At 58.7% G+C, this 21,423-nt stretch carries 19 protein-coding genes; 6 read left to right on the top strand and 13 right to left on the bottom strand.

What is annotated here, in order from left to right; translation table 11 throughout:
• Window positions 1-73 precede the first annotated feature (73 nt).
• The gene (locus QLG12_RS02450; RefSeq protein ID WP_007928463.1) at window positions 74-667 is read left to right on the top strand and encodes a phosphoheptose isomerase; all 594 of its coding nucleotides are present in this window, start codon (window positions 74-76) and stop codon (window positions 665-667) included.
• Window positions 664-1,242: a BON domain-containing protein gene (locus QLG12_RS02455; protein ID WP_064383967.1), complete on the top strand. Its 579-nt coding sequence runs from the start codon at window positions 664-666 to the stop codon at window positions 1,240-1,242. The genes QLG12_RS02450 and QLG12_RS02455 overlap by 4 nt, the downstream gene beginning before the upstream one ends.
• 51 nt (window positions 1,243-1,293) lie before the next feature.
• Here the strand turns inward: QLG12_RS02455 and QLG12_RS02460 are convergent, their stop codons facing one another.
• The 7 genes from QLG12_RS02460 to rplM form a co-directional block, all read right to left on the bottom strand.
• The gene (locus tag QLG12_RS02460) at window positions 1,294-1,707 is read right to left on the bottom strand and encodes a ClpXP protease specificity-enhancing factor (protein ID WP_197868412.1); all 414 of its coding nucleotides are present in this window, start codon (window positions 1,705-1,707) and stop codon (window positions 1,294-1,296) included.
• A gap of 16 nt (window positions 1,708-1,723) precedes the next feature.
• Window positions 1,724-2,341 (bottom strand): glutathione S-transferase N-terminal domain-containing protein, encoded by a 618-nt coding sequence (locus tag QLG12_RS02465; protein WP_011335872.1) that lies wholly within the window; start codon window positions 2,339-2,341, stop codon window positions 1,724-1,726.
• 148 nt (window positions 2,342-2,489) lie between these two features.
• The gene (locus QLG12_RS02470; RefSeq protein ID WP_064383969.1) at window positions 2,490-3,272 is read right to left on the bottom strand and encodes a cytochrome c1; all 783 of its coding nucleotides are present in this window, start codon (window positions 3,270-3,272) and stop codon (window positions 2,490-2,492) included.
• Window positions 3,272-4,483 (bottom strand): cytochrome bc complex cytochrome b subunit, encoded by a 1,212-nt coding sequence (locus QLG12_RS02475; RefSeq protein WP_119427678.1) that lies wholly within the window; start codon window positions 4,481-4,483, stop codon window positions 3,272-3,274. The genes QLG12_RS02470 and QLG12_RS02475 overlap by 1 nt, the downstream gene beginning before the upstream one ends.
• On the bottom strand, window positions 4,483-5,076 hold the full coding sequence (gene petA, locus QLG12_RS02480; protein WP_007917031.1) for a ubiquinol-cytochrome c reductase iron-sulfur subunit: 594 nt from the start codon (window positions 5,074-5,076) through the stop codon (window positions 4,483-4,485). The genes QLG12_RS02475 and petA overlap by 1 nt, the downstream gene beginning before the upstream one ends.
• Window positions 5,077-5,344: 268 nt before the next feature.
• Window positions 5,345-5,737: a 30S ribosomal protein S9 gene (rpsI, locus tag QLG12_RS02485; RefSeq protein WP_007956794.1), complete on the bottom strand. Its 393-nt coding sequence runs from the start codon at window positions 5,735-5,737 to the stop codon at window positions 5,345-5,347.
• Between the two features lie 14 nt (window positions 5,738-5,751).
• Window positions 5,752-6,180: a 50S ribosomal protein L13 gene (gene rplM / locus QLG12_RS02490; protein ID WP_003228062.1), complete on the bottom strand. Its 429-nt coding sequence runs from the start codon at window positions 6,178-6,180 to the stop codon at window positions 5,752-5,754.
• A 244-nt stretch (window positions 6,181-6,424) separates the two neighbouring features.
• Between rplM and QLG12_RS02495 the strand changes: the two genes are divergently transcribed.
• Window positions 6,425-7,465: an NADP(H)-dependent aldo-keto reductase gene (locus QLG12_RS02495; RefSeq protein WP_085655282.1), complete on the top strand. Its 1,041-nt coding sequence runs from the start codon at window positions 6,425-6,427 to the stop codon at window positions 7,463-7,465.
• 105 nt (window positions 7,466-7,570) lie between these two features.
• Here QLG12_RS02495 and QLG12_RS02500 read toward each other — a convergent pair whose 3' ends face one another.
• The gene (locus QLG12_RS02500; protein ID WP_007956797.1) at window positions 7,571-8,707 is read right to left on the bottom strand and encodes an acyl-CoA dehydrogenase family protein; all 1,137 of its coding nucleotides are present in this window, start codon (window positions 8,705-8,707) and stop codon (window positions 7,571-7,573) included.
• Window positions 8,708-8,953: 246 nt separating this feature from the next.
• Between QLG12_RS02500 and QLG12_RS02505 the strand changes: the two genes are divergently transcribed.
• The gene (locus QLG12_RS02505) at window positions 8,954-9,850 is read left to right on the top strand and encodes a GlxA family transcriptional regulator (protein ID WP_170928984.1); all 897 of its coding nucleotides are present in this window, start codon (window positions 8,954-8,956) and stop codon (window positions 9,848-9,850) included.
• A 62-nt stretch (window positions 9,851-9,912) separates the two neighbouring features.
• On the opposite strand, the gene zapE is transcribed toward QLG12_RS02505, so the two are convergent.
• From zapE to QLG12_RS02520, 3 genes are all read right to left on the bottom strand, one after another.
• The gene (zapE, locus tag QLG12_RS02510; RefSeq protein ID WP_011335877.1) at window positions 9,913-11,007 is read right to left on the bottom strand and encodes a cell division protein ZapE; all 1,095 of its coding nucleotides are present in this window, start codon (window positions 11,005-11,007) and stop codon (window positions 9,913-9,915) included.
• Window positions 11,008-11,097: 90 nt separating this feature from the next.
• A complete protein-coding gene (locus tag QLG12_RS02515) occupies window positions 11,098-12,453 on the bottom strand; it encodes a tryptophan--tRNA ligase (RefSeq protein ID WP_282473814.1) in 1,356 nt (451 codons plus the stop codon).
• 24 nt (window positions 12,454-12,477) lie between these two features.
• Entirely contained in the window at window positions 12,478-13,107 is a 630-nt protein-coding gene (locus QLG12_RS02520) for an alpha/beta fold hydrolase (protein WP_197868569.1), read from the bottom strand.
• Window positions 13,108-13,251: 144 nt separating this feature from the next.
• Here QLG12_RS02520 and QLG12_RS02525 point away from each other — a divergent pair, with 144 nt between their 5' ends.
• Window positions 13,252-13,686 carry a DUF1043 family protein gene (locus tag QLG12_RS02525; RefSeq protein ID WP_039766275.1) on the top strand — a complete coding sequence of 145 codons (435 nt, stop codon included), beginning with the start codon at window positions 13,252-13,254 and terminating at the stop codon, window positions 13,684-13,686.
• A 67-nt stretch (window positions 13,687-13,753) separates the two neighbouring features.
• Here QLG12_RS02525 and QLG12_RS02530 read toward each other — a convergent pair whose 3' ends face one another.
• Together QLG12_RS02530 and QLG12_RS02535 are read right to left on the bottom strand one after the other, a co-directional pair.
• Window positions 13,754-14,485, bottom strand: a complete 732-nt coding sequence (locus QLG12_RS02530) for an OmpA family lipoprotein (protein ID WP_007956806.1) — start codon at window positions 14,483-14,485, stop codon at window positions 13,754-13,756.
• A 113-nt stretch (window positions 14,486-14,598) separates the two neighbouring features.
• Window positions 14,599-15,243 (bottom strand): MBL fold metallo-hydrolase, encoded by a 645-nt coding sequence (locus QLG12_RS02535; protein WP_236195016.1) that lies wholly within the window; start codon window positions 15,241-15,243, stop codon window positions 14,599-14,601.
• Between the two features lie 197 nt (window positions 15,244-15,440).
• On the opposite strand from QLG12_RS02535, the gene QLG12_RS02540 reads away from it, so the two are divergent.
• A partial coding sequence (locus QLG12_RS02540) for a M10 family metallopeptidase (RefSeq protein ID WP_282473815.1) occupies window positions 15,441-21,423 on the top strand: 5,983 nt, incomplete at its 3' end.

Below are 21,423 nucleotides of genomic sequence, written 5' to 3' on the forward strand. Positions count from 1 at the left end.
CAATACTTTTGCTCTTTGCTTTGCGGGCTGCACACTCATGTGCCGGACAGCCGCGCTAATTAAGGTCACACAGATGGACATGCAATCCCGAATTCGCCAGCTTTTCCAGGCCAGCATCGACACCAAGCAACAGGCGATGGACGTACTTGCACCGCACATCGAGCAAGCCAGCCAGGTGATGGTCAACGCCCTGCTCAACGAGGGGAAAATGCTTTCGTGCGGCAACGGCGGCTCAGCCGGCGATGCCCAGCACTTTTCCTCGGAACTGCTCAACCGTTTCGAGCGCGAGCGCCCGAGCCTGCCGGCGATAGCGCTGACCACCGATAGCTCGACGATCACCTCGATCGCCAACGACTACAGCTATAACGAAGTGTTCTCCAAGCAGATTCGCGCACTCGGTCAGCCGGGTGACGTGTTGCTGGCCATTTCGACCAGCGGCAACTCGGCGAACATTATTCAGGCGATCCAGGCCGCACATGATCGCGAAATGATTGTCGTAGCATTGACCGGACGCGATGGTGGCGGCATGGCTTCGCTGCTGTTGCCCGAAGATGTCGAGATTCGCGTACCGGCCAACGTCACCGCACGTATTCAGGAAGTCCACTTGCTGGCGATCCATTGCCTTTGCGATCTGATCGACAGCCAACTGTTCGGGAGTGAAGAATGACCCCTCATCGCCTTGGCCTTCTGGCCTTGACCCTGTGCCTCGGCATCAGCGGCTGCACCTCCGTGGTGAATGCCAGCCGTGAAGCGCCGATCGAAGACGACCGCGGCACCCGCACGTTCGGCAGCAAGATCGATGACTCGCTGATCGAAACCAAAGTTGGCGTTAACGTGGCCAAGGCCGATCCGGCCCTGGACAACGACTCGCACATCGTCGTCACCAGCTTCAATGGCGTAGTGCTGCTGGCCGGCCAGACCCCGCGCGCAGACCTCAAGGAGAAGGCCGAACAGGCCGCCTCCAATGTGCAACGCGTGAAGAAGGTTCACAACGAACTGCAAGTGTTGCAGCCCTCCTCCCTGCTGGCCCGCCAGAACGATGCCTGGCTGACCACCAAGATCAAGACCCAGATGCTCACCGATGCCAGCATTCCCGGCTCGCGCATCAAGGTCGTGACCGAGAACGGCATCGTTTACCTGCTGGGCCTGCTGACCAAACAGGAAGCGGCCCAGGCGACCAACCTTGTTCAAGGTGTTTCCGGTGTGCAGAAAATTGTGAAGCTGTTCGAGTACATCGACTGACCGCAAAATGCAGGCACAAAAAAAGGCGATCCAACCGGATCGCCTTTTTTATTACTTCACCACTTTCAGGCTCGGCCGACCGCTTGGGCGCGGTGGCTCACTGTCCGGTGGCGGAACGTCGTCGTCCTGCTCGATCTCGTCCTCGTCATCCATCGGCGAATCGAGATCGAACACCATTCCCTGACCGTTTTCCCGGGCGTAGATACCCAGGATTGCAGCAATCGGCACGTACAGACTGTGCGGGACGCCACCGAAGCGCCCTTCGAAGGTCACCACGTCGTTGTCCATGTGCAAGTGCCGCACGGCACTTGGCGAAATGTTCAGGACGATCTGCCCGTCACTGGCAAATCCCTGTGGCACCTGCACTGCCGGGTACTCGGAATTGACCAGCATGTGCGGGGTGCAATCGTTATCCACAATCCACTCGTAGAGCGCGCGGACCAGATAAGGTCGACTGGAGTTCATAGCGGCTCCTTAAGCCTTAGCGCATGTCGCGTTCGACACCAGACAGACTCGCCTGGAATGCCTCACGCGCAAACTGGCGCTCCATATAATCAAGCAGCGGCTTGGCGGGCCGCGGCAGTTCTATACCCAGAATCGGCAAACGCCAGAGTATTGGCAATAGGCAGCAATCCACCAGACTTTGTTCCTCACTGAGGAAAAACGGCTTGTCGGCAAACAGCGGCGACACGCCTGTCAGGCTTTCACGCAATTCCTTGCGCGCCACCGCACGCGCCGCTTCCTTGGTGCGCGAATCCAGAATCAGATCCACCAGACCACACCAGTCACGCTGAATGCGATGAATCAGCAGACGGCTGTTGGCACGCGCCACCGGGTACACAGGCATCAATGGCGGGTGCGGGTAACGCTCATCCAGGTACTCCATCACCACGGTCGACTCCCACAACGCCAGGTCACGATCAACCAGCGTCGGCAGACTGCCGTAAGGGTTCACCTCAATCAGTTTAGGTGGCTGACGACCAGCCTCCACAAAAATGATTTCGGCGCTGACACCCTTCTCTGCAAGCACGATGCGCACTCGGTGGGAATAGTGGTCGGCGGGGTCGGAGTAACAGGCCAACCGATTGGTCACGCCCATGGCGATCCTCCTCGCTTGTTGAAATAGTCGGAGCCGGAAAAACGCGCGCGCCCAGAGGGCGCCTCCCGCAACCGCTGGCGAACCAGACGTTGCGTTTTCAGAGGCGCCCTTGGGCGCGCGCGATTAACAGCAATTGCTTGAAGCGTTATCAGTGCACGTCTTTCCAGTATTCACGCTTGAGCAGGTAGGCGAACACAAAGAAGAACGCCAGGTACAGCAAGACGTAAGTACCGATGCGCTGATGTTGCAGCTTAACCGGGTTAGCCGAGTAAGCCAGGAAGGTTACCAGATTCTTGACCTTCTCATCGAACTGCTCTTCGTTGAGAGTTCCGGTTTTCGGCACGATGGTCAACTGATCGCACGCCTCATGAGTCAGAGGCGTACCGGTCAGCGGGTCATATTGCTTCTTGCCGTCCTCGACGATCTGTACCTGCTTGCAACCCACGACCTGACGACCTTGCAGGCCGACCAGCACGTTAGGCATGCCGACGTTCGGGAAGACCTTGTTGTTCACACCCCATGGCCGCGCAGGATCCTCGTAGAACGATCTGAGGTAACCGTAGAGCCAGTCGGTGCCGCGAACACGAGCCACCAGCGTCAGGTCCGGCGGCGCCGCACCAAACCAGGTCTTGGCGTCGGCCGGTTGCATGCCGATGTTCATGTGATCGCCGATCTTGGCGCCAGTGAACACCAGCTTCTCCAGCATCATTTCGTGCGGAACGCCGAGGTCATCAGCCACACGCTCGTAACGCTGGAACTTGGCACTGTGGCAGCCCATGCAATAGTTGGCGAAAGTACGCGCACCATCCTGCAGGGCAGCCTTGTCGGAAACGTCGATGTCGACCTTTTCCAGTTCCGGACCACCGTGTTCAGCGGCGAAAGACAGCACTGGCAGAGCAGCAAAAATCAGAGCAAAAAATAACTTTTTCATCAGCCAGTCACCCTTTCCGGAACCGGTTTGGTCTTCTCGAGCCTGGTATAGAACGGCATCAGAATGAAGTAGGCGAAGTACAGGAAGGTGCAGATCTGCGATACCAGCGTGCGCTCCGGCGTCGGGGCCAGAACACCCAGAATGCCGAGGATCACGAACGAAATGCAGAACACCACCAGCCAGATTTTGCTCATCCAGCCTTTGTAGCGCATCGACTTGACCGGGCTGCGGTCGAGCCACGGCAGGACGAACAGCACCGCAATGGCCGCCCCCATGGCGATAACGCCCATGAGCTTGTCAGGGACCGCACGCAGGATTGCGTAGAACGGAGTGAAGTACCAGACCGGTGCAATGTGCTCTGGGGTCTTGAACGGGTTGGCCTGCTCGAAGTTAGGCTTTTCGAGGAAGTAACCGCCCATTTCCGGGAAGAAGAACACAATGAAGCAGAAGATGAACAGGAACACCACGACGCCGACGATATCTTTCACGGTGTAGTACGGGTGGAAGGCGATGCCGTCCAGCGGGATTCCGTTTTCGTCTTTGTGCTTCTTGATGTCCACGCCGTCCGGGTTGTTCGAACCGACTTCGTGCAGCGCCAGGATGTGCAGCACCACCAGACCGAGAATCACGATCGGCAGCGCAACCACGTGCAGGGCGAAGAAGCGGTTCAGGGTAATCCCGGAAATCAGGTAGTCACCGCGGATCCACTGGGTCAGGTCGTTGCCGATGACCGGGATCGCGCCGAACAGCGAGATGATCACCTGGGCGCCCCAGTAGGACATCTGGCCCCATGGCAGCAGGTATCCCATGAAGGCTTCAGCCATCAGCGCCAGGTAGATCAGCATGCCGAAGACCCACACCAGCTCACGCGGCTTCTGGTACGAACCGTAGAGCAAGCCACGGAACATGTGCAGATAGACCACGATGAAGAACGCCGAAGCGCCGGTGGAGTGCAGCAGGCGCAGGATCGAACCGTACTCGACGTCGCGCATGATGTATTCGACGGAAGCGAACGCTTCTTCCGCCGACGGGGTGTAGCTCATCGTCAGCCAGACGCCAGTGACGATCTGGTTGACCAGAACGAGCAGCGCCAGCGAGCCGAAGAAATAGAAGAAGTTGAAGTTTTTTGGAGCGTAATACTTGCTGAGATGGTCTTCCCACATCTTGGTGGCGGGGAAGCGTGCATCAACCCAATCCATGAACTTGCTCATCACGCTTTCTCCGTATCGACGCCAATGACAATCAGGTCATCGGTCTCATAGGAATGCGGGGGTACTGGCAGGTTCAAAGGCGCAGGTTGCGACTTGTAGACGCGGCCAGCCAGATCGTAGTGGGAACCGTGGCAAGGGCAGAAGTAACCGCCTACCCAGTCTTTGCCCAGATCCGCGGGTGCCACTTCGGGACGGAAGGTCGGTGAGCAACCCAGGTGAGTGCAGATCCCGATCAGCAGCAGGATTTCCGGCTTGATCGAACGCACTTCAGGGTCGACATAAGTGGGTTGCGTGGAGTTTTTGGAGGTCGGATCGGAGAGCTGGCCCTCGATCTTCTTGAGATTCCCCAGGATTTCCTCGGTACGGCGGACAATGAACACCGGCTGGCCGCGCCATTCAGCAATCATCTGCTGCCCTGGCTCGATTTTGCTGACATTCACTTTCACCGGTGCTCCGGCAGCCTTCGCCTTGGCACTGGGAAACCATGACCCCACGAACGGGACCGCAGCCCCCACCGCTCCTGCAGCACCCACCACGGATGTGGCTGCTACCAAGAAGCGACGCCGGCCTGCATTCACGCCGTCATTGCTCATTCAGTCCTCTCCCATCAGCTTTGTGGCCTGTTAAATCAGGCGTCTACTAAATTGAAACTATGTACTTATAAAAATTTTGCCGAATGGTAATGAAAACCCCCAATTCTGACAAGGTAATTACCCGGAGGGCTGGCCCTCAAGCCTTGTAGTATAGGGGGTCTACGAATGTGGCAAGTTGTCACAGCGCAATTATTCAAGAAATCGCACGCATAAAAAAACGCCCGGTTCCGTGAGGAATCGGGCGTTCTTTTTGAACGTGGAAGCGAAATTAACGCTTCGAGTACTGCGGACGCTTACGCGCTTTACGCAGACCAACTTTCTTACGTTCAACTTCACGGGCGTCGCGAGTAACGAAGCCAGCTTTGCGCAGAGCGCTACGCAGGGTTTCGTCGTAGTCCATCAGAGCGCGAGTGATGCCGTGGCGGATTGCGCCAGCCTGACCACTTACACCACCACCGATGACGGTGACGTAGATGTCGAACTTCTCGACAGTCTCAGTCAGTTCCAGCGGCTGACGAACTACCATGCGGGCAGTTTCGCGACCGAAGAACGTGTCCAGGGAGCGGTTGTTGATGGAGATGTTACCAGTACCCGGACGCAGGAAAACGCGTGCGGTTGCGGTCTTGCGACGGCCAGTGCCGTAATTTTGAGTCGCCGACATAATGAACTATTCCGTTAAATCTTCAGTTCTTGGGGCTGCTGAGCAGTATGAGGGTGTGCAGCGCCCGCATAGACTTTCAGCTTACGGTACATGTCGCGACCCAGTGGGTTTTTAGGCAGCATGCCTTTAACCGCGGTCTCGATCACGCGCTCAGGGGCCTTGGCAATCAGCTTTTCAAAGTTGATCGACTTGATACCGCCCGGGAAACCGGAGTGGGAGTAGTACATTTTGTCAGTGGTTTTAGCGCCGGTAACACGGATCTGCTCGGCGTTGATTACGACGATGTAGTCGCCGGTGTCAACGTGAGGAGTGTACTCAGGCTTGTGCTTGCCACGCAGACGGCTCGCGATTTCGGTGGCCAGACGACCCAGGGTCTGACCAGCAGCGTCGACGACAAACCAGTCGCGCTTTACTGTTTCCGGTTTAGCAGTAAAAGTTTTCATTCTTTATAGCCTCAGGGGCCGCCTGTAAATAAGACGGCGGATCTTACTGAATAGTGCGTACTTTGACAAGTCAAAGGCAGCCGGATACAGACGCTTTCGGGGGCTCGGGTCGGCGCGTCCGTTCAACGGCAAGATTCTTCGGCGGCGGGGCATCACTTCCACTGCAGAAAGAGGTCGGCAATTATGCAGATTGCGAAAAAAATTTCAACCTGCTTTTATGCTTGTTTTGCCCAAGGAGCACCCGATGGACTATCGCCAGCTAGGCCGTACCGACCTGAACGTGAGTGCAATCTGCCTCGGCACCATGACCTGGGGCGAGCAAAACACTGAAGCTGAAGCCTTCGCCCAGATCGAACGGGCAAAAGAGGCTGGGATCAATTTCCTCGACACTGCCGAAATGTACCCGGTGCCGCCAAAAGCCGACACCTACGCCACCACCGAGCGCTACATCGGCAATTACTTCAAGAGCCGTGGCGACCGCGCCGACTGGATTCTCGCCAGCAAGATCGCCGGCCCCGGCAACACCATCGACTACATCCGCGACAAGAACCTGCGCCACAACCGCCAGCACATCACCGAGGCCGTGGACGCCAGCCTCAAGCGTCTGCAGACCGACTACATCGACCTCTACCAATTGCACTGGCCGGAGCGCAGCACCAACTTTTTCGGACAGCTGGGCTACAAGCACCAGACCGAAGCCAATCTGACTCCGCTTGAAGACACCCTCGAAGCACTCGATGAGCAAGTGAAGGCCGGCAAGATCCGCCACATCGGCCTGTCCAACGAGACGCCATGGGGCACCATGCGTTTTCTCGCCCTGGCCGAAGCCCGTGGCTGGCCGCGCGCCGTATCAATCCAGAACCCGTACAACCTGCTCAACCGCAGTTTCGAGATCGGCCTGGCGGAAATCGCCATCCGTGAACAGTGCGGCCTGCTCGCCTATTCACCGCTGGCTTTCGGTTTCCTGTCCGGCAAGTACGAAGGTGGAGCGCGCCCGCCAAAAGGCCGCCTGAGCCTCTACAGCCGCTTCAGCCGCTATTTCAACCCGCAATCGGAAGCGGCCTGCAGCCGTTATGTGGCACTTGCCCGTGAACATGGCCTGGATCCGGCGCAAATGGCCCTGGCCTTTGTGAACCAGCAACCTTTTGTCACCAGCAACATCATCGGGGCGACGACACTGGAGCAACTGGACAGCAATATCGCCAGTTACGAGCTGAAACTGTCGAAGGAAGTGCTGGAAGGAATCGAAGCGATTCACAAGGATCATCCGAACCCGGCGCCGTAATCCACGCCGGTGATCGCTCCCACGCTCTGTGGACTGCCCCCAAAGCGGACGCAGAGCGTCCAATTTGTCGGGGTCAGTCCAGAGCGTGGGAACGATCACGCTGCATTACAGCGACCGCGCAATAATCTCCTTCATGATTTCATTGGTGCCGGCATAGATCCGCTGCACCCGCGCATCCGCCCAGGCCCGGGCCACCGGGTATTCCCACATGAAACCGTAGCCGCCATGCAGTTGCACGCACTCGTCGAGCACCTTGCATTGCAGGTCGGTGCCCCAATACTTGGCCATCGCCGCCGTCGGCACGTCGAGTTTGCCTTGCAGATGCAGCTCCAGGCAGCGGTCGACAAACACCCGGCCGATCTGAATCTCGGTGGCCATTTCCGCCAGTTTGAAGCGGGTATTCTGGAAGTCGGCAATCGACTTGCCGAACGCCTTGCGCTCGCGGGTGTAATCCAGCGTCCATTGCAGCGCCGCCTCGGCTGAAGCCAGGCCGCCAATCGCCACGGTCAGACGTTCCTGCGGCAGTTCCTGCATCAGATAGGCAAACCCCGCCCCGGCCTGACCCAAGAGATTTTCCTTCGGCACGCGCACGTCCTGGAAGAACAATTCCGACGTGTCCTGAGCCTTCATTCCGACCTTCTCCAGGCGTTTGCCCTTGTCGAAGCCCGGTGTGTTCGCCTCCACCAGAAACAGGCTGGTGCCCTTGGCACCGGCCTTGGGATCGGTCTTGGCGACGACAATTACCAGATCTGCCAGGAAGCCATTGGTGATAAAGGTTTTCGAACCGTTGATCACATATTCGTCGCCATCCAGTACCGCCGTGGTCTTGACCCCTTGCAGATCGGAACCGGCGCCGGGCTCGGTCATGGCAATCGCGGTAACCATCTCGCCAGACACCAGTTTCGGCAGGTATTTCTGCTTCAGCGCCTCGCTGCCGTAATGCAGGATGTACGGCGCGACGATGTCCGAATGCAGTGAGAAGCCAATGCCGGTCAGACCCAGCCGCCCCACTTCCTCGATGACCACCGCACTGTAGAGAAAGTCCGCCCCCAACCCGCCGTATTCCTCCGGCAGGTGCGAGCACAGCATCCCCGCCTCCCCTGCCTTGTTCCACAGTTTGCGGTCGATGTAGCCTTGTTTTTCCCATTGCCCATGGAACGGCACGGCCTCTTTTTCGAGGAATGTTCGTACGCTGTCGCGGAACAATTCGTGCTCGGAGCTGAACAAGGTTCTGGGAATCATGCGTCACCTTTTCTTTGTTGTTGGAGGGATCAGACCTTCTGAGACTAAGCCTCGCTTCCGATACAGGACACTGGACACATCCGACAAAAAATAAGACGATCCAGCCGTCTGGTGACCACTTTCCCTTATAAAAACAAAAGTTGAATTATGTCCAAGCAAGTCTCCACGCCCTTGCGGCGCGTCAGCATCCTGGCGATCGACCGGGTTTTCGCTTCCACCCTCATGCAAGCCAAGGATTTCTTCCATCTGGCCAGCCTGCGTTACGGCAAACAACTGGGCCACGGCCTGACTCCGGCGTTCGAAACCCGCCTGGTCAGCCCTGACGGCAAACCGGTGAACAGCTTCAGTGACGTGATCATGCCGGTGGACGGCGGCCTGGAAAACGCCGACGTCATCATCCTTCCAGCCTTCTGGGACGATTTCGATACGCTGTGTCGGCGTTATCCACAGATCCTGCCGTGGCTACGCGAACAACACGCCCGTGGCGCAGTACTCTGCGGCGAGGCTACCGGGGTGTTCTGGCTGGCCGAAGCCGGCCTGCTCAACGGCAAGGAAGCGACCACCTACTGGCGCTTCTTCAACGCCTTCGCCGAGCGTTTCCCGCAGGTCTATCTCAATCAGGACAAGCACCTGACCGACGCCGACAACCTGTATTGCGCCGGCGGTACAACCTCGGCCTGCGATCTCTACATCTACCTGATCGAGCGCTTCTGCGGCGCCAACGTGGCTCAGGCTGTGGCCCGCGACATTCTCTACGAAGTCCAACGCAGCTACGCACCGGGACGCATCGGTTTCGGCGGCCAGAAGCTGCATCAGGACGTGATCATCCTGCAGATCCAGCACTGGCTCGAAGAGCATTTCGCCGACAAGTTCCGCTTCGAAGACGTGGCCCGCGAGCACGGCATGAGCATCCGCAACTTCATGCGCCGCTTCCAGACCGCCACCGGCGACAAACCGCTGCACTACCTGCAACGGCTGCGCATCGAGACCGCCAAGGGCTTGCTCTCAGGCAGTCGCAAGAGCATCAAGACCATCAGCTACGAAGTCGGCTACGACGATGCGAGCTTCTTCGCACGGCTGTTCCGCCAGCACACCGAACTGTCGCCGAACCAGTACCGGCAGCAGTTCCAGCAAGCGGCCTGACGATTCGACCAGACACAAAAAAGGGCCTGCATCTGCAGGCCCTTTTTGTTTGCTGAATCCGCTTAAGGCTTGTGCGCCCGGGACAGGAATTCGTGGGATTGCATCTCCAGCAGACGGCTGAGGGTACGCTGGAACTCGAACGTCAGACGCCCGCCGGTGTACAGGTCTTTCAATTCGACTTCGGCAGAAATGATCAGTTTGACGTTACGGTCATAGAACTCGTCGACCATGTTGATAAAGCGTCGGGCGATGTCGTCGGTGGTGACGCTCATCTGCTCCACGCCACTGAGCAGTACGGCGTGGAAGATCTTGCCCAGCTCGATGTAGTCGTTCTGGCTGCGCGGGCCGTCGCACAGTTCGCGGAAATCGAACCAGGCCACGTCATCGCAAGTACGCAAGGCACGGATTTCGCGGTTCTCGATGATCAGCACATCGTTTTCCACCGCCGCCGTGCACTCAGGCGTCAGCGCGCGGAAGCTTTTGCGCAGGCTTTCGTGGGCGGCTTCGTCCAGCGGATAGTGGAACAGCTCCGCTTGTTCGAGGTGGCGCAGACGGTAGTCGACGCCGCTGTCGACGTTGACGATCTCGGTGTTCTGCTTGATCAGCGCGATGGCCGGCAGGAAGCGCGCACGTTGCAGGCCGTCCTTGTACAGGCCGTCCGGCACGATGTTCGACGTGGCGACCAGGGTCACGCCGTTCTTGAACAGCTCTTCCATCAGCGTGCCGAGGATCATGGCATCGGTGATGTCGGAAACGAAAAATTCATCGAAGCAGATGACCCGCGATTCAGTCGCAAAACGCTTGGCGATGATGGTCAGCGGGTTTTTCTCGCCGCCGAGGGTTTTCATCTCTTCGTGCACGCGCTTCATGAAGCGGTGGAAGTGAGTGCGGGTCTTTTCCTTGAATGGCAGCGCTTCGAAGAAGGTGTCCACCAGGTAAGTCTTGCCGCGACCCACGCCGCCCCAGAAGTACAGGCCCTTGACCGGCGTCTGATCCTTTTTGCCAAACAGCTTGCCCAGCAAACCCGGCTTGTTCTGCTCGGCCGCGATCAGATCGTCGTACAGGCGTTGCAGATGACGCACGGCAGTTTCCTGCGCCGCATCATGGAAGAAGTCCGGGCGTTTCAGATCAGCTTGATATCGTTCTAGGGGCGTCATAATTCGTTAGCAAGGCAACAAAAACGGGCCGTCACTGTAGCGATGGCCCGTGGGAATGGCAATCGGCCCTTGGTCGGGCCGAGCCGTTGATTATTCCTGAACCGGTGTCAGAGCGATCCGCAAGGCCTCGACAGCCGCATCCCGCGCAGCCACGTCGGCGAACGCCGGGCTGTCGCCGACGCACTCGCCTTCCAGCCAGACGCTGAAACTCAGGTCTTCGCTGCGCACATCCAGCGCCTGACCCGATTGCAGTTGCTTGGTCACCTGACCGGCGGTTTTACCGTCGGCGAAGTTGCGCGACAGCAACAGTTGCTCGCCATCGGCCGCCAGCAGACGGAAGCGGAAGCTGCCGTCGTCTTCACGGAAGCTGACGAAACGTGCGGCTTTCGCGGCTTTCTTCTTGGTGGTCGCGGCCACCTGAACCTGATTGACGAACGAACGCAGGCCGACCGCTTCGCGCAGCTCGTTGAGGAACGGCGTCGCCACCGCACGGGCCTTCTTGGCGCCGTGTTGCAGGATGTCTTCCAGATCTGCCGGACGCTCGATCAACTGGTGATAACGCTCGCGGGATTCGCCCAGTTCGTTGTCGAGCAACTGGAACAGACGGCTCTTCGCCTCGCCCCAACCCAGACCGCCCAGCAGCTCGCTGCGGAACTCGTCGGCCTGCGCCGGTGTGGCGAACGCCTGGAACAGGGTGAACAGGTGCGAGTTGTCCGGATCTTTCGCTTCGCCCGGCGCTTTGGAGTCGGTAACGATCCGCGAGATCGCGTCCTTCATGTCCTTGGCGCTGGTGAACAGCGGGATGGTGTTGTCGTAGCTCTTGGACATCTTGCGACCGTCCAGGCCCGGCAACGTGGCCACGCTCTCCTCGATCAGCGCTTCGGGCATGGTGAAGAACTCCTTGCCCTGGCCGAACAGGTGGTTGAAGCGCTGGCCGATGTCACGGGCCATTTCCACGTGCTGGATCTGGTCGCGACCGACCGGCACCTTATGCGCGTTGAACATCAGAATGTCCGCCGCCATCAGCACCGGGTAGCTGTACAGGCCCATGGTGATGCCGGCATCCGGGTCTTCGCCGGTCTCGAGGTTCTTGTCCACCGAAGCCTTGTAGGCGTGGGCGCGGTTGAGCAGGCCCTTGGCGGCAACGCAGGTCAGCAGCCAGGTCAGCTCGGGGATTTCCGGGATGTCGGACTGACGGTAGAACGTCACGCGATCCACATCCAGGCCACCGGCCAGCCAGGTCGCGGCGATTTCCAGACGCGAGCGCTGGATGCGCAGCGGGTCATCGCACTTGATCAGGGCGTGATAGTCGGCCAGGAAGTAGAACGAGTCGGCGTTGCTGTCGCGGCTGGCGAGAATCGCCGGGCGGATGGCGCCGGCGTAGTTGCCCAGGTGCGGGGTGCCGGTGGTGGTGATGCCGGTGAGGATGCGGGTACGGTTCGTCATGGGTAATCGCTTGTCAGACTGCAATCAATTCGAGAGACGCGGCAGGATCAGATCCTTGAGATCGGTCAGCTTGCCATGAAAAAAGTGTCCGCATTCTGCCACTTTCAGCAGCTCATGGGGGCGCTGGAGTTTGTCAGACCAGTCGTAGACCAGCTGCGGATCGATCACTTCGTCGGTTTCCGGCTGGATCACGGTCAACTCGCCCTGCTGCGGCAGTTGATCCTGCTCGCCCAGGCGCATCACCGCCGGCGCGACCATGAACAGATGCTTGAGCTGAATGCCTTGGGCTTCGAGACGGCCGCCGAGACTTGCTGCAACAAATCCGCCGAAGGAGAAACCGAACAGGGTCAGCGGCAGATCCGGGTGTTTTTCCAGCAGCCATTCAGCAGCGGCCTGGGCGTCATCGACTTCACCGGTGCCCATGTCATGGGAACCGTCGCTGGCACCGACACCGCGATAGTTGAAGCGCAAGGTGATCAGGCCTGCGTCGCGCGCGGTGCGCTGCAGGGTCGAGACGACCTTGTTGAGCATGGTGCCGCCCTGCACCGGGTTCGGGTGGCAGATCAGCGCGATACCGCGAGGCTGCTCGTTGTCCAGATACAAAGACTCAAGTTGCCCCACCGGGCCATCAATCACTACAGGGGTTTCACGCATCAGCAAGGAAGGAACTCCGTGACCTCGGATCGGGTCGACTCGTCTAGCAAATTGTCTGTGCCAGTCTATTGCGAGTGAATCGCGGTATACAGCGCAGGTTCGAGCCGTTAACGTAAAGCAAAGCCGTTTATAGAGGAAGGACTCGTGGAACACTCGCTCTTAGTTTGGTTGTTACCGACTCTTGCCCTGGTTGTGGGTGTCGCCATTGGTTTCCTGATCGCTCGCGTTGCGCCGAACGCCGCGCCCAGCCGCACGCAGCGTCAACTGGACGATATTCAGGAACGTTTCGACAGTTATCAGAATGAAGTGGTGACCCACTTCAACAGCACCGCCAATCTGGTCAAGAAGCTGACCCAGAGCTATCAGGAAGTGCAGGATCACCTCGCCGAGGGTGCCAACCGCCTGGCCCTGGACGAACAGACCCGTCAACGCCTGCTGGCCTCGCTGCATTCCGAAGCAGCACAGGCTCCACGGGAACGTCTCACGCCACCACGGGATCAGGAACCGCCGCGTGACTACGCGCCGAAGACTCCGAACTCGCCGGGCATGCTCGACGAGCATTACGGTCTGAAGAAGTAATCAGCCTTCGCGCCAACAAAAAGCCCCCGGACAATCACTTGTCCGGGGGCTTTTTTGTACCCGACGGTTACGGGTACTGCTGAACCGTGCCCGGTTGTTGCTGACCACCGTACTGCTGGCCAGGGATGGCTTTGAGGTTGACCTCGACACGGCGGTTCTGCGCCCGGCCGTTGACGTCACCGTTGCTGGCAATCGGATTATCCGGACCGGCACCGCGGGCGCTCAGGTTGGCACCGCTGACGCCTTGCGAAGTCAGGTAGGTGGCCACGCTCTGCGCACGACGCTGAGACAGGTCCATGTTGTGCTGGCGGCTGCCGGTGCTGTCGGTGTAGCCGACGATTTCGATCTGGTTCTGGTTGAACTCCTTGAGGGAGTTGGCCAGGTTGTTCAGCGGCTGATAGAAGCTGGAAGCGATGTTCGCCGAATCGGTGGCGAAGGTGATATTGCCCGGCATGATCAGCTTGATCTGATCGCCCTGACGCTGCACTTCAACCCCGGTGTTGGCCATGCTGGCGCGCAGTTTTTTCTCCTGCTGGTCGGCGTAGTAGCCGTAACCGGCGGCCGAGGCACCGACGACGGCCGCGCCGATCAGCGCGCCCTTGCCGCGGTTGTTGTGGTCGATGGCGGCACCGGCCAGCGCGCCGGCCAGTGCACCGAGGCCACCGTACTTGGCGGTTTTGCTCATGCCCTGGGAGCCACCGTCGGCCTGACCCTGGTTGTCATACGGGTTGGGCGAGGCGCAGCCGGACAAAACGGCCACGGCAGTAGCGACAATAATCAAACGACGCGTGGTGAACATGGAGTGCTCCTACTTTTGCATTCTGTGGTGCAGCGGCCATTGGCAACTGGCCCGTGCGGGCGTTGGATCATGACAATGCACAAAAATTCCGCCGGGCACCCGTGACAAAATGTTTAGGCACGCACAAACGGGTTCTCACGCATTTCATCCCCCAGACGCGTATCCGGACCATGCCCGGCCACAACGGTCGCGTCTTCATCCAGGGTGTACAGCCGCTGCTTGATCGATCGCACGATGGTCGCCTGATCGCCGCCCCACAAATCCGTGCGCCCTACTCCGCGACGAAACAACGTGTCGCCAGCTATCAACAGCTTAGCCTCGGAAAACCAGAAGCTCATGGAACCTGGCGTATGCCCCGGCGTGTGCAGTGCCACGCCACAGCCGCAAGCCAGTTCTTCATCGTCGCTCAACCAGCGATCCGGCGACGGCACCGGAGTGTAGGGCACACCGAACATCTGGCATTGCATCTCGAGGTTGTCCCAGAGGAACTGGTCTTCCTTGTGCAGATGCAGGGTCGCACCGGTTTTCTCTTTCATCTGGCCGGAGGCAAGGAAGTGATCGAGGTGCGCATGGGTGTGGATGATGCTCACGACTTTCAGGCCCAGCGCATCGAGGCGCGCCATGATCAGATCGGGATTGCCGCCCGGGTCGACGACGATGGCTTTTTTGGTGATCGGGTCGCCGATGATCGTGCAGTTGCACTGGAGCGGGCCGACGGGGAAGGTTTCGCGGATAAGTGCCGGGGGGACAGAGGTCATGGTCAATCCTGATAAGCGCTGAAAAAGCAGGCTGCAAAGTCTACTTCAACGGCCGATACAGTTAGCCAATCGGATATCTGACGAATAACGTTAAAAAGTAATGGCAATATGATGCCAAGCGTATCCGTTCTGATGCAAAATCGACATTTTTGTAGCGGCCGCATTCAGGAAGGGCCTCATCATTCTCAGGAAATAAAATGCCTACCCCAACTGGTTCCACGCTTAGTTTTTATTCCTCGCTGACCGGCGTCAAACCTGTTGACAGCCTATTGTCCGGATCCTATTGGGCGGGATCCAATTGGCCACTGGGCGGGTCCACCAACCTGACCTACAGCTTCATGTCCGCCAGCACCTCCTACTTCGCGACCAACTACAGTGCCGACAATGAATACAACGCCATGTATGACCTGTCGACGTCGCAGCAAGGCGGAATCATCAGGGCGCTAGCCTCCTGGAGTTCGGTTGCCAATATCACGTTTACCAAAACCACTGACGACATTTCCAATGTCGGCGATTTGCGTTTTGGCGGTTATGCGTTGATGAAAGACCAGGCGGCGGCCTGGGCCTACACCCCATCCAACACACCCAAGGGCGGCGACGTCTGGATTGGTGATCCCGCCAACGAATTCCCGATCAATGGCTCTTACGACTATCTGACCTACATTCATGAAATCGGTCATGCCATTGGGTTGAAGCACCCATTCTCCCCCAACTCGCTGAACTCGACGATTCTCGACCCGTCGCTGGACGATGTCCGTTTCACCGTCATGAGTTACAACAACAACTACTCCTACCAGCCAACGACGCCGATGCTTCTGGACATCCTCGCGATCCAGGCACTCTACGGCGCCAATACCCAGTGGCAGGCCGGCGATACCGTCTACAGCTGGAAGCAGTACGACAAGATTTTCGAGACGATCTGGGACTCAGGTGGCAACGACACGATCGATGCCAGCAACCAGATGTCTTCGGTCAGCCTTGATCTGAATGAAGGTGCATTCAGTTCGATCGGCGTTGGCTTCTTCTACAACACGAACAACTTTTTCAACAGTGGCCTGGCCATTGCCTATGGTTCCAAAATCGAAAACGCCATCGGCTCGACGTTCAACGACCAGATTCGAGGCAATGCCCTGGACAACGTCCTGGATGGTCGTGAAGGCGCCGACTACATGGTGGGCGGAGCAGGTAACGATACCTACTACGTTGATAACAGAGGTGACGTGGTCGTCGAAACCGGTACGTCACCCACCGAAATCGACTCGGTGTTTTCAACGGTCACCTATGACCTGTTCGGCAGTCCAAACGTAGAAAACCTGACACTGCTGACCAACGCCAACCTCAACGCTTACGGCAACGCGTCGAATAACGTGATCGCAGGCAATGCCGGCAATAACATTCTCGATGGCCGCGAGGGTACGGACCTCTTGATTGGCGGTGCCGGTAACGACACCTACATTGTCGACAACGTCGGCGACGTGATTGTCGAATCCAGCACCCTCGCCACCGAGATCGACAACGTGCTGGCGTCGGTGACCTATACCCTTGGTGCCAACCTGGAGAACCTCACGCTAACCGGCAGTGCCAACATCAACGGCACCGGCAACACGCAGAACAACGTGATCACCGGCAACGACGGCAATAACCAGCTCGATGGTGGTGCAGGTGTCGACACCCTGATCGGCGGCAAGGGCAACGACGACTACAGTCTCGATCAGGCTGATGAACTGGCTCTGGTTCAGGAAAAGGCCAACGAAGGCAACGACACTCTGCACATCAGCTATGACGCCAACGCACAGACCAATGTCATCGACCTGAACCAGAACAACCTGGTGAACTTCGAGAACGTTCAGGTGCTGGGCAAGGGCGCGTTCAACCTCATTGGCAACAACCTGAACAACGTGTTGAGCGGCAACGACTCCGCCAACAATCTGCAGGGCGGTGCCGGCAACGATGTTCTGGACGGCGGAGCGGGGGCCGACACCCTGGTGGGAGGAACAGGCGACGATACTTACGTGATCGACCGCCTCGACGATACGGTCGTCGAACTCGCCAACGAAGGTCGCGACCTGGTACGCACGAGCGTCAGCTACACGCTCGGGGCCAATATCGAAGACGGCGAGCTGCTGGGCACAGCCTCGATCAACCTTACGGGTAACGAGTACAACAACGTCCTGACGGGTAACTCGGGCAATAACATCATCGATGGCGGCGTTGGCGCCGACACCATGCTCGGCGGCGCGGGCAGCGACACCTATTATGTCGACAACACCAACGATGTGATCATCGAGGACTGGTCCTACGACCATGACCTGGTCTATTCCTCCGTCAGCTACACCCTTGGCAACTACATCGAAACCCTGACGCTTACCGGCACGGCCAACCTTAACGGCACAGGTAACTTCAGTGACAACCGGATCAATGGCAACAGCGGCAACAACATTCTCGATGGCGGATCCGGTGCCGACTGGCTCTGGGGCGGCGCGGGTGATGACGTCTACATCATCGACGACATCAACGACCGAGTGATGGAGTTCAATGGCAATGGTCATGACGAAGTGCGCACGACGGTCACCTACACCCTCTCCAACTTTGTGGAAGACGGTGTGCTGCTGGGCTCTGCATCCATCGACCTGACAGGCAACGACCTGGTCAACGTACTGACCGGCAACAGCGGCAACAACGTACTGGATGGCGGTGCGGGTGCCGACATCATGACCGGCGGTGCCGGCAACGACACCTACGTGGTCGACAACGTTGGCGATGTGATCAACGAAACCAGCACCCTCGCCACTGAGATCGACACCGTTCGCGCTTCGATCGACTACACCCTCGGCGCCAATCTGGAAAACCTGACCCTCACCGGAACAGCCAACCTCAACGGCACCGGCAATGCGCTGAACAACGTCATCACCGGTAACGACGGCAACAACGTCCTCGACGGCGGCACGGGTGCTGACCTGATGGCAGGCGGGCTCGGCAACGATACCTACATCGTCGACAACGTCGGCGACGTGGTCAGCGAAACCAGCACCCTGGCCAGCGAGATTGACACCGTCAAAGCCTCGGTGGACTTCATCCTCAGCGCCAACCTGGAAAATCTGATACTGACCGGCAACGCCAATATCTATGGTATCGGCAACACCCAGAACAACGTCATCACCGGTAACGACGGCGACAACCAGCTCAATGGCGGTGCCGGTCTCGACACCCTGATCGGCGGCAAAGGCAACGACAGCTACTTCCTCGATCAGGCCGGTGAACTGGCGCTGGTGCAGGAGAATGCCGGCGAAGGCAACGACACGCTCAATGTCGTGTATGCCGCCACGGCACAAAACAGCCTGATCGACCTGGGCCTGAGCAATCTGCAGAACATCGAAAACCTCACAGTGCTGGGCAGCGGTGCGTTCAACGTGACCGGCAACGGTCTGAACAACACCCTGACCGGCAACGCCTCCGACAACATCCTCGATGGCGGTGCAGGGGCTGACCTGATGATTGGCGGTGCCGGCAACGACACCTACGTGGTCGACAACATCGGCGACGTGGTCAGCGAAACCAGCACTCTGGCCAGCGAGATCGACACCGTAAAAGCGTCGATCGACTACACCCTCGGCGCCAACGTGGAAATTCTCACCCTGACCGGCACTGCCAACCTCAACGGCACCGGCAATGCGCTGGACAACGCGATCAACGGCAACGCCGGTGACAACATTCTCGACGGTGGCGCCGGCGCCGACCTGATGGTGGGCGGGCTCGGCAACGATACCTACATCGTCGACAACGTTGGCGACGTAGTCAGAGAAACCAGCACCCTGGCCAGCGAGATCGACACGGTAAAAGCGTCGGTGGACTACATCCTTGGCGCCAACCTGGAAAACCTCACGCTGACTGGCAACGCCAATACCTATGGCATCGGCAACGCCCTGAACAACGTCATCATCGGTAACGACGGCGACAACCAGCTCAATGGCGGTGCCGGTCTCGATACCCTGATCGGCGGCAAAGGCAACGATGCCTACTTCCTCGATCAGGCCGGTGAACTGGCGCTGGTGCAGGAAAATGCCGGCGAAGGCAACGACACCCTCAATGTCACTTATGCCGCGACGGCGCAAAACAGCCTGGTCGATCTGAGCCTGAGCAATCTGCAGAACATCGAAAACCTCACGGTGCTGGGCAGCGGTGCGTTCAACGTGACCGGCAACGGCCTGAACAACACCCTGACCGGCAACGCCTCCGACAACATCCTCGATGGAGGTGCAGGGGCTGACCTGCTGATCGGCGGTGCCGGCAACGACACCTACGTGGTCGACAACATCGGCGACGTGGTCAGCGAAACCAGCACCCTGGCCAGCGAGATCGACACCGTAAAAGCGTCGATCGACTACACCCTCGGCGCCAACGTGGAAATTCTCACCCTGACCGGCACCGCCAACCTCAATGGCACCGGCAATGCCCTGGGCAACGCCATCAACGGTAACTCAGGTGACAACATTCTCGACGGCGGCGCCGGTGCCGACCTGATGGTGGGCGGTCTCGGCAACGATACCTACATCGTCGACAACGTCGGCGACGTGGTCAGAGAAACCAGCACCCTGGCCAGCGAGATCGACACCGTCAAAGCCTCGGTCGACTACATCCTTGGCGACAACCTGGAAAACCTCACGCTGACCGGCAATGCCAATACCTACGGCATCGGCAACGCCCTGAACAACGTCATCATCGGTAACGATGGCGACAACCAGCTCAATGGCGGTGCCGGCCTCGACACCCTGATCGGCGGCAAAGGCAACGATACCTACTACCTCGATCAGGCCGGTGAACTGGCGCTGGTGCAGGAGAACGCCAACGAAGGCATCGACACCCTGAGTCTGGTTTATGCCGCCACGGCTCAGACCCGACTCGTCGACCTGACCCTGAGCAATCTGCAGAACGTCGAGAACGTCTCGCTGCTGGGCGCTGGCGCTTTCAACATTACCGGCAACAGCCTGAACAACACCCTGACCGGCAACGCCTCGGACAATATTCTCGATGGCGGTGCGGGGGCTGACCTGCTGATCGGCGGTGCCGGCAACGACACCTACATCGTCGACAACGTCGGCGACGTGGTCAGCGAAACCAGCACCCTGGCCAGCGAGATCGACACGGTAAAAGCGTCGATCGATTACGTCCTCGGCGCCAACCTGGAAAACCTCACGCTGACCGGCAATGCCAATACCTACGGCATCGGCAACGCCCTGAACAACGTCATCATCGGTAACGATGGCGACAACCAGCTCAATGGCGGTGCCGGCCTCGACACCCTGATCGGCGGCAAAGGCAACGACAGCTACTTCCTCGATCAGGCCGGTGAACTGGCGCTGGTGCAGGAGAATGCCGGCGAAGGAAACGACACCCTCAATGTGGTGTATGCCGCGACAGCGCAAAACAGCCTGATCGATCTGAGTCTGAGCAATCTGCAGAACATCGAAAACCTCACGGTGCTGGGCAGCGGTGCGTTCAACGTGACCGGCAACAGCCTGAACAACACGCTGACCGGCAATGCTGACGACAACGTGCTCGATGGCGGTGCCGGCCTGGATACCTTGATCGGCGGTAAAGGTAACGACACCTACGTTCTCGATCAGGCAGGCGAACTGGCGCTGGTGCAGGAAAATGCCAATGAAGGCAGCGACACGCTCAATATCGCTTATAACGCCACGGCGCAGACAAGCCTGATCGACCTGACACTGAGCAATCTGCAGAACATCGAAAACGTCTCGCTGCTCGGCAGCGGTGCATTCAACGTGACCGGCAACAGCCTGAACAACCTGCTGACCGGTAACGCTGCCGACAACGTGCTCGATGGCGGTGTGGGCGCTGACCTGATGGTGGGCGGGCTCGGCAACGATACTTATATCGTCGACAACGTCGGCGATGTCATCCGGGAAACCAGCACCCTGGCCAGCGAGATCGACACCGTAAAAGCCTCGGTGGACTACATCCTCAGCGCCAACCTGGAAAATCTGATACTGACCGGCAATGCCAATACCTACGGCATCGGCAACGCCCTGAACAACGTCATCATCGGTAACGATGGCGACAACCAGCTCAATGGCGGTGCCGGCCTCGACACCCTGATCGGCGGCAAAGGCAACGACAGCTACTTCCTCGATCAGGCCGGTGAACTGGCGCTGGTGCAGG

Origin of the sequence: Pseudomonas sp. V88_4 (assembly GCF_029967985.1) — a bacterium.
GTDB lineage: Bacteria > Pseudomonadota > Gammaproteobacteria > Pseudomonadales > Pseudomonadaceae > Aquipseudomonas > Aquipseudomonas glycinae.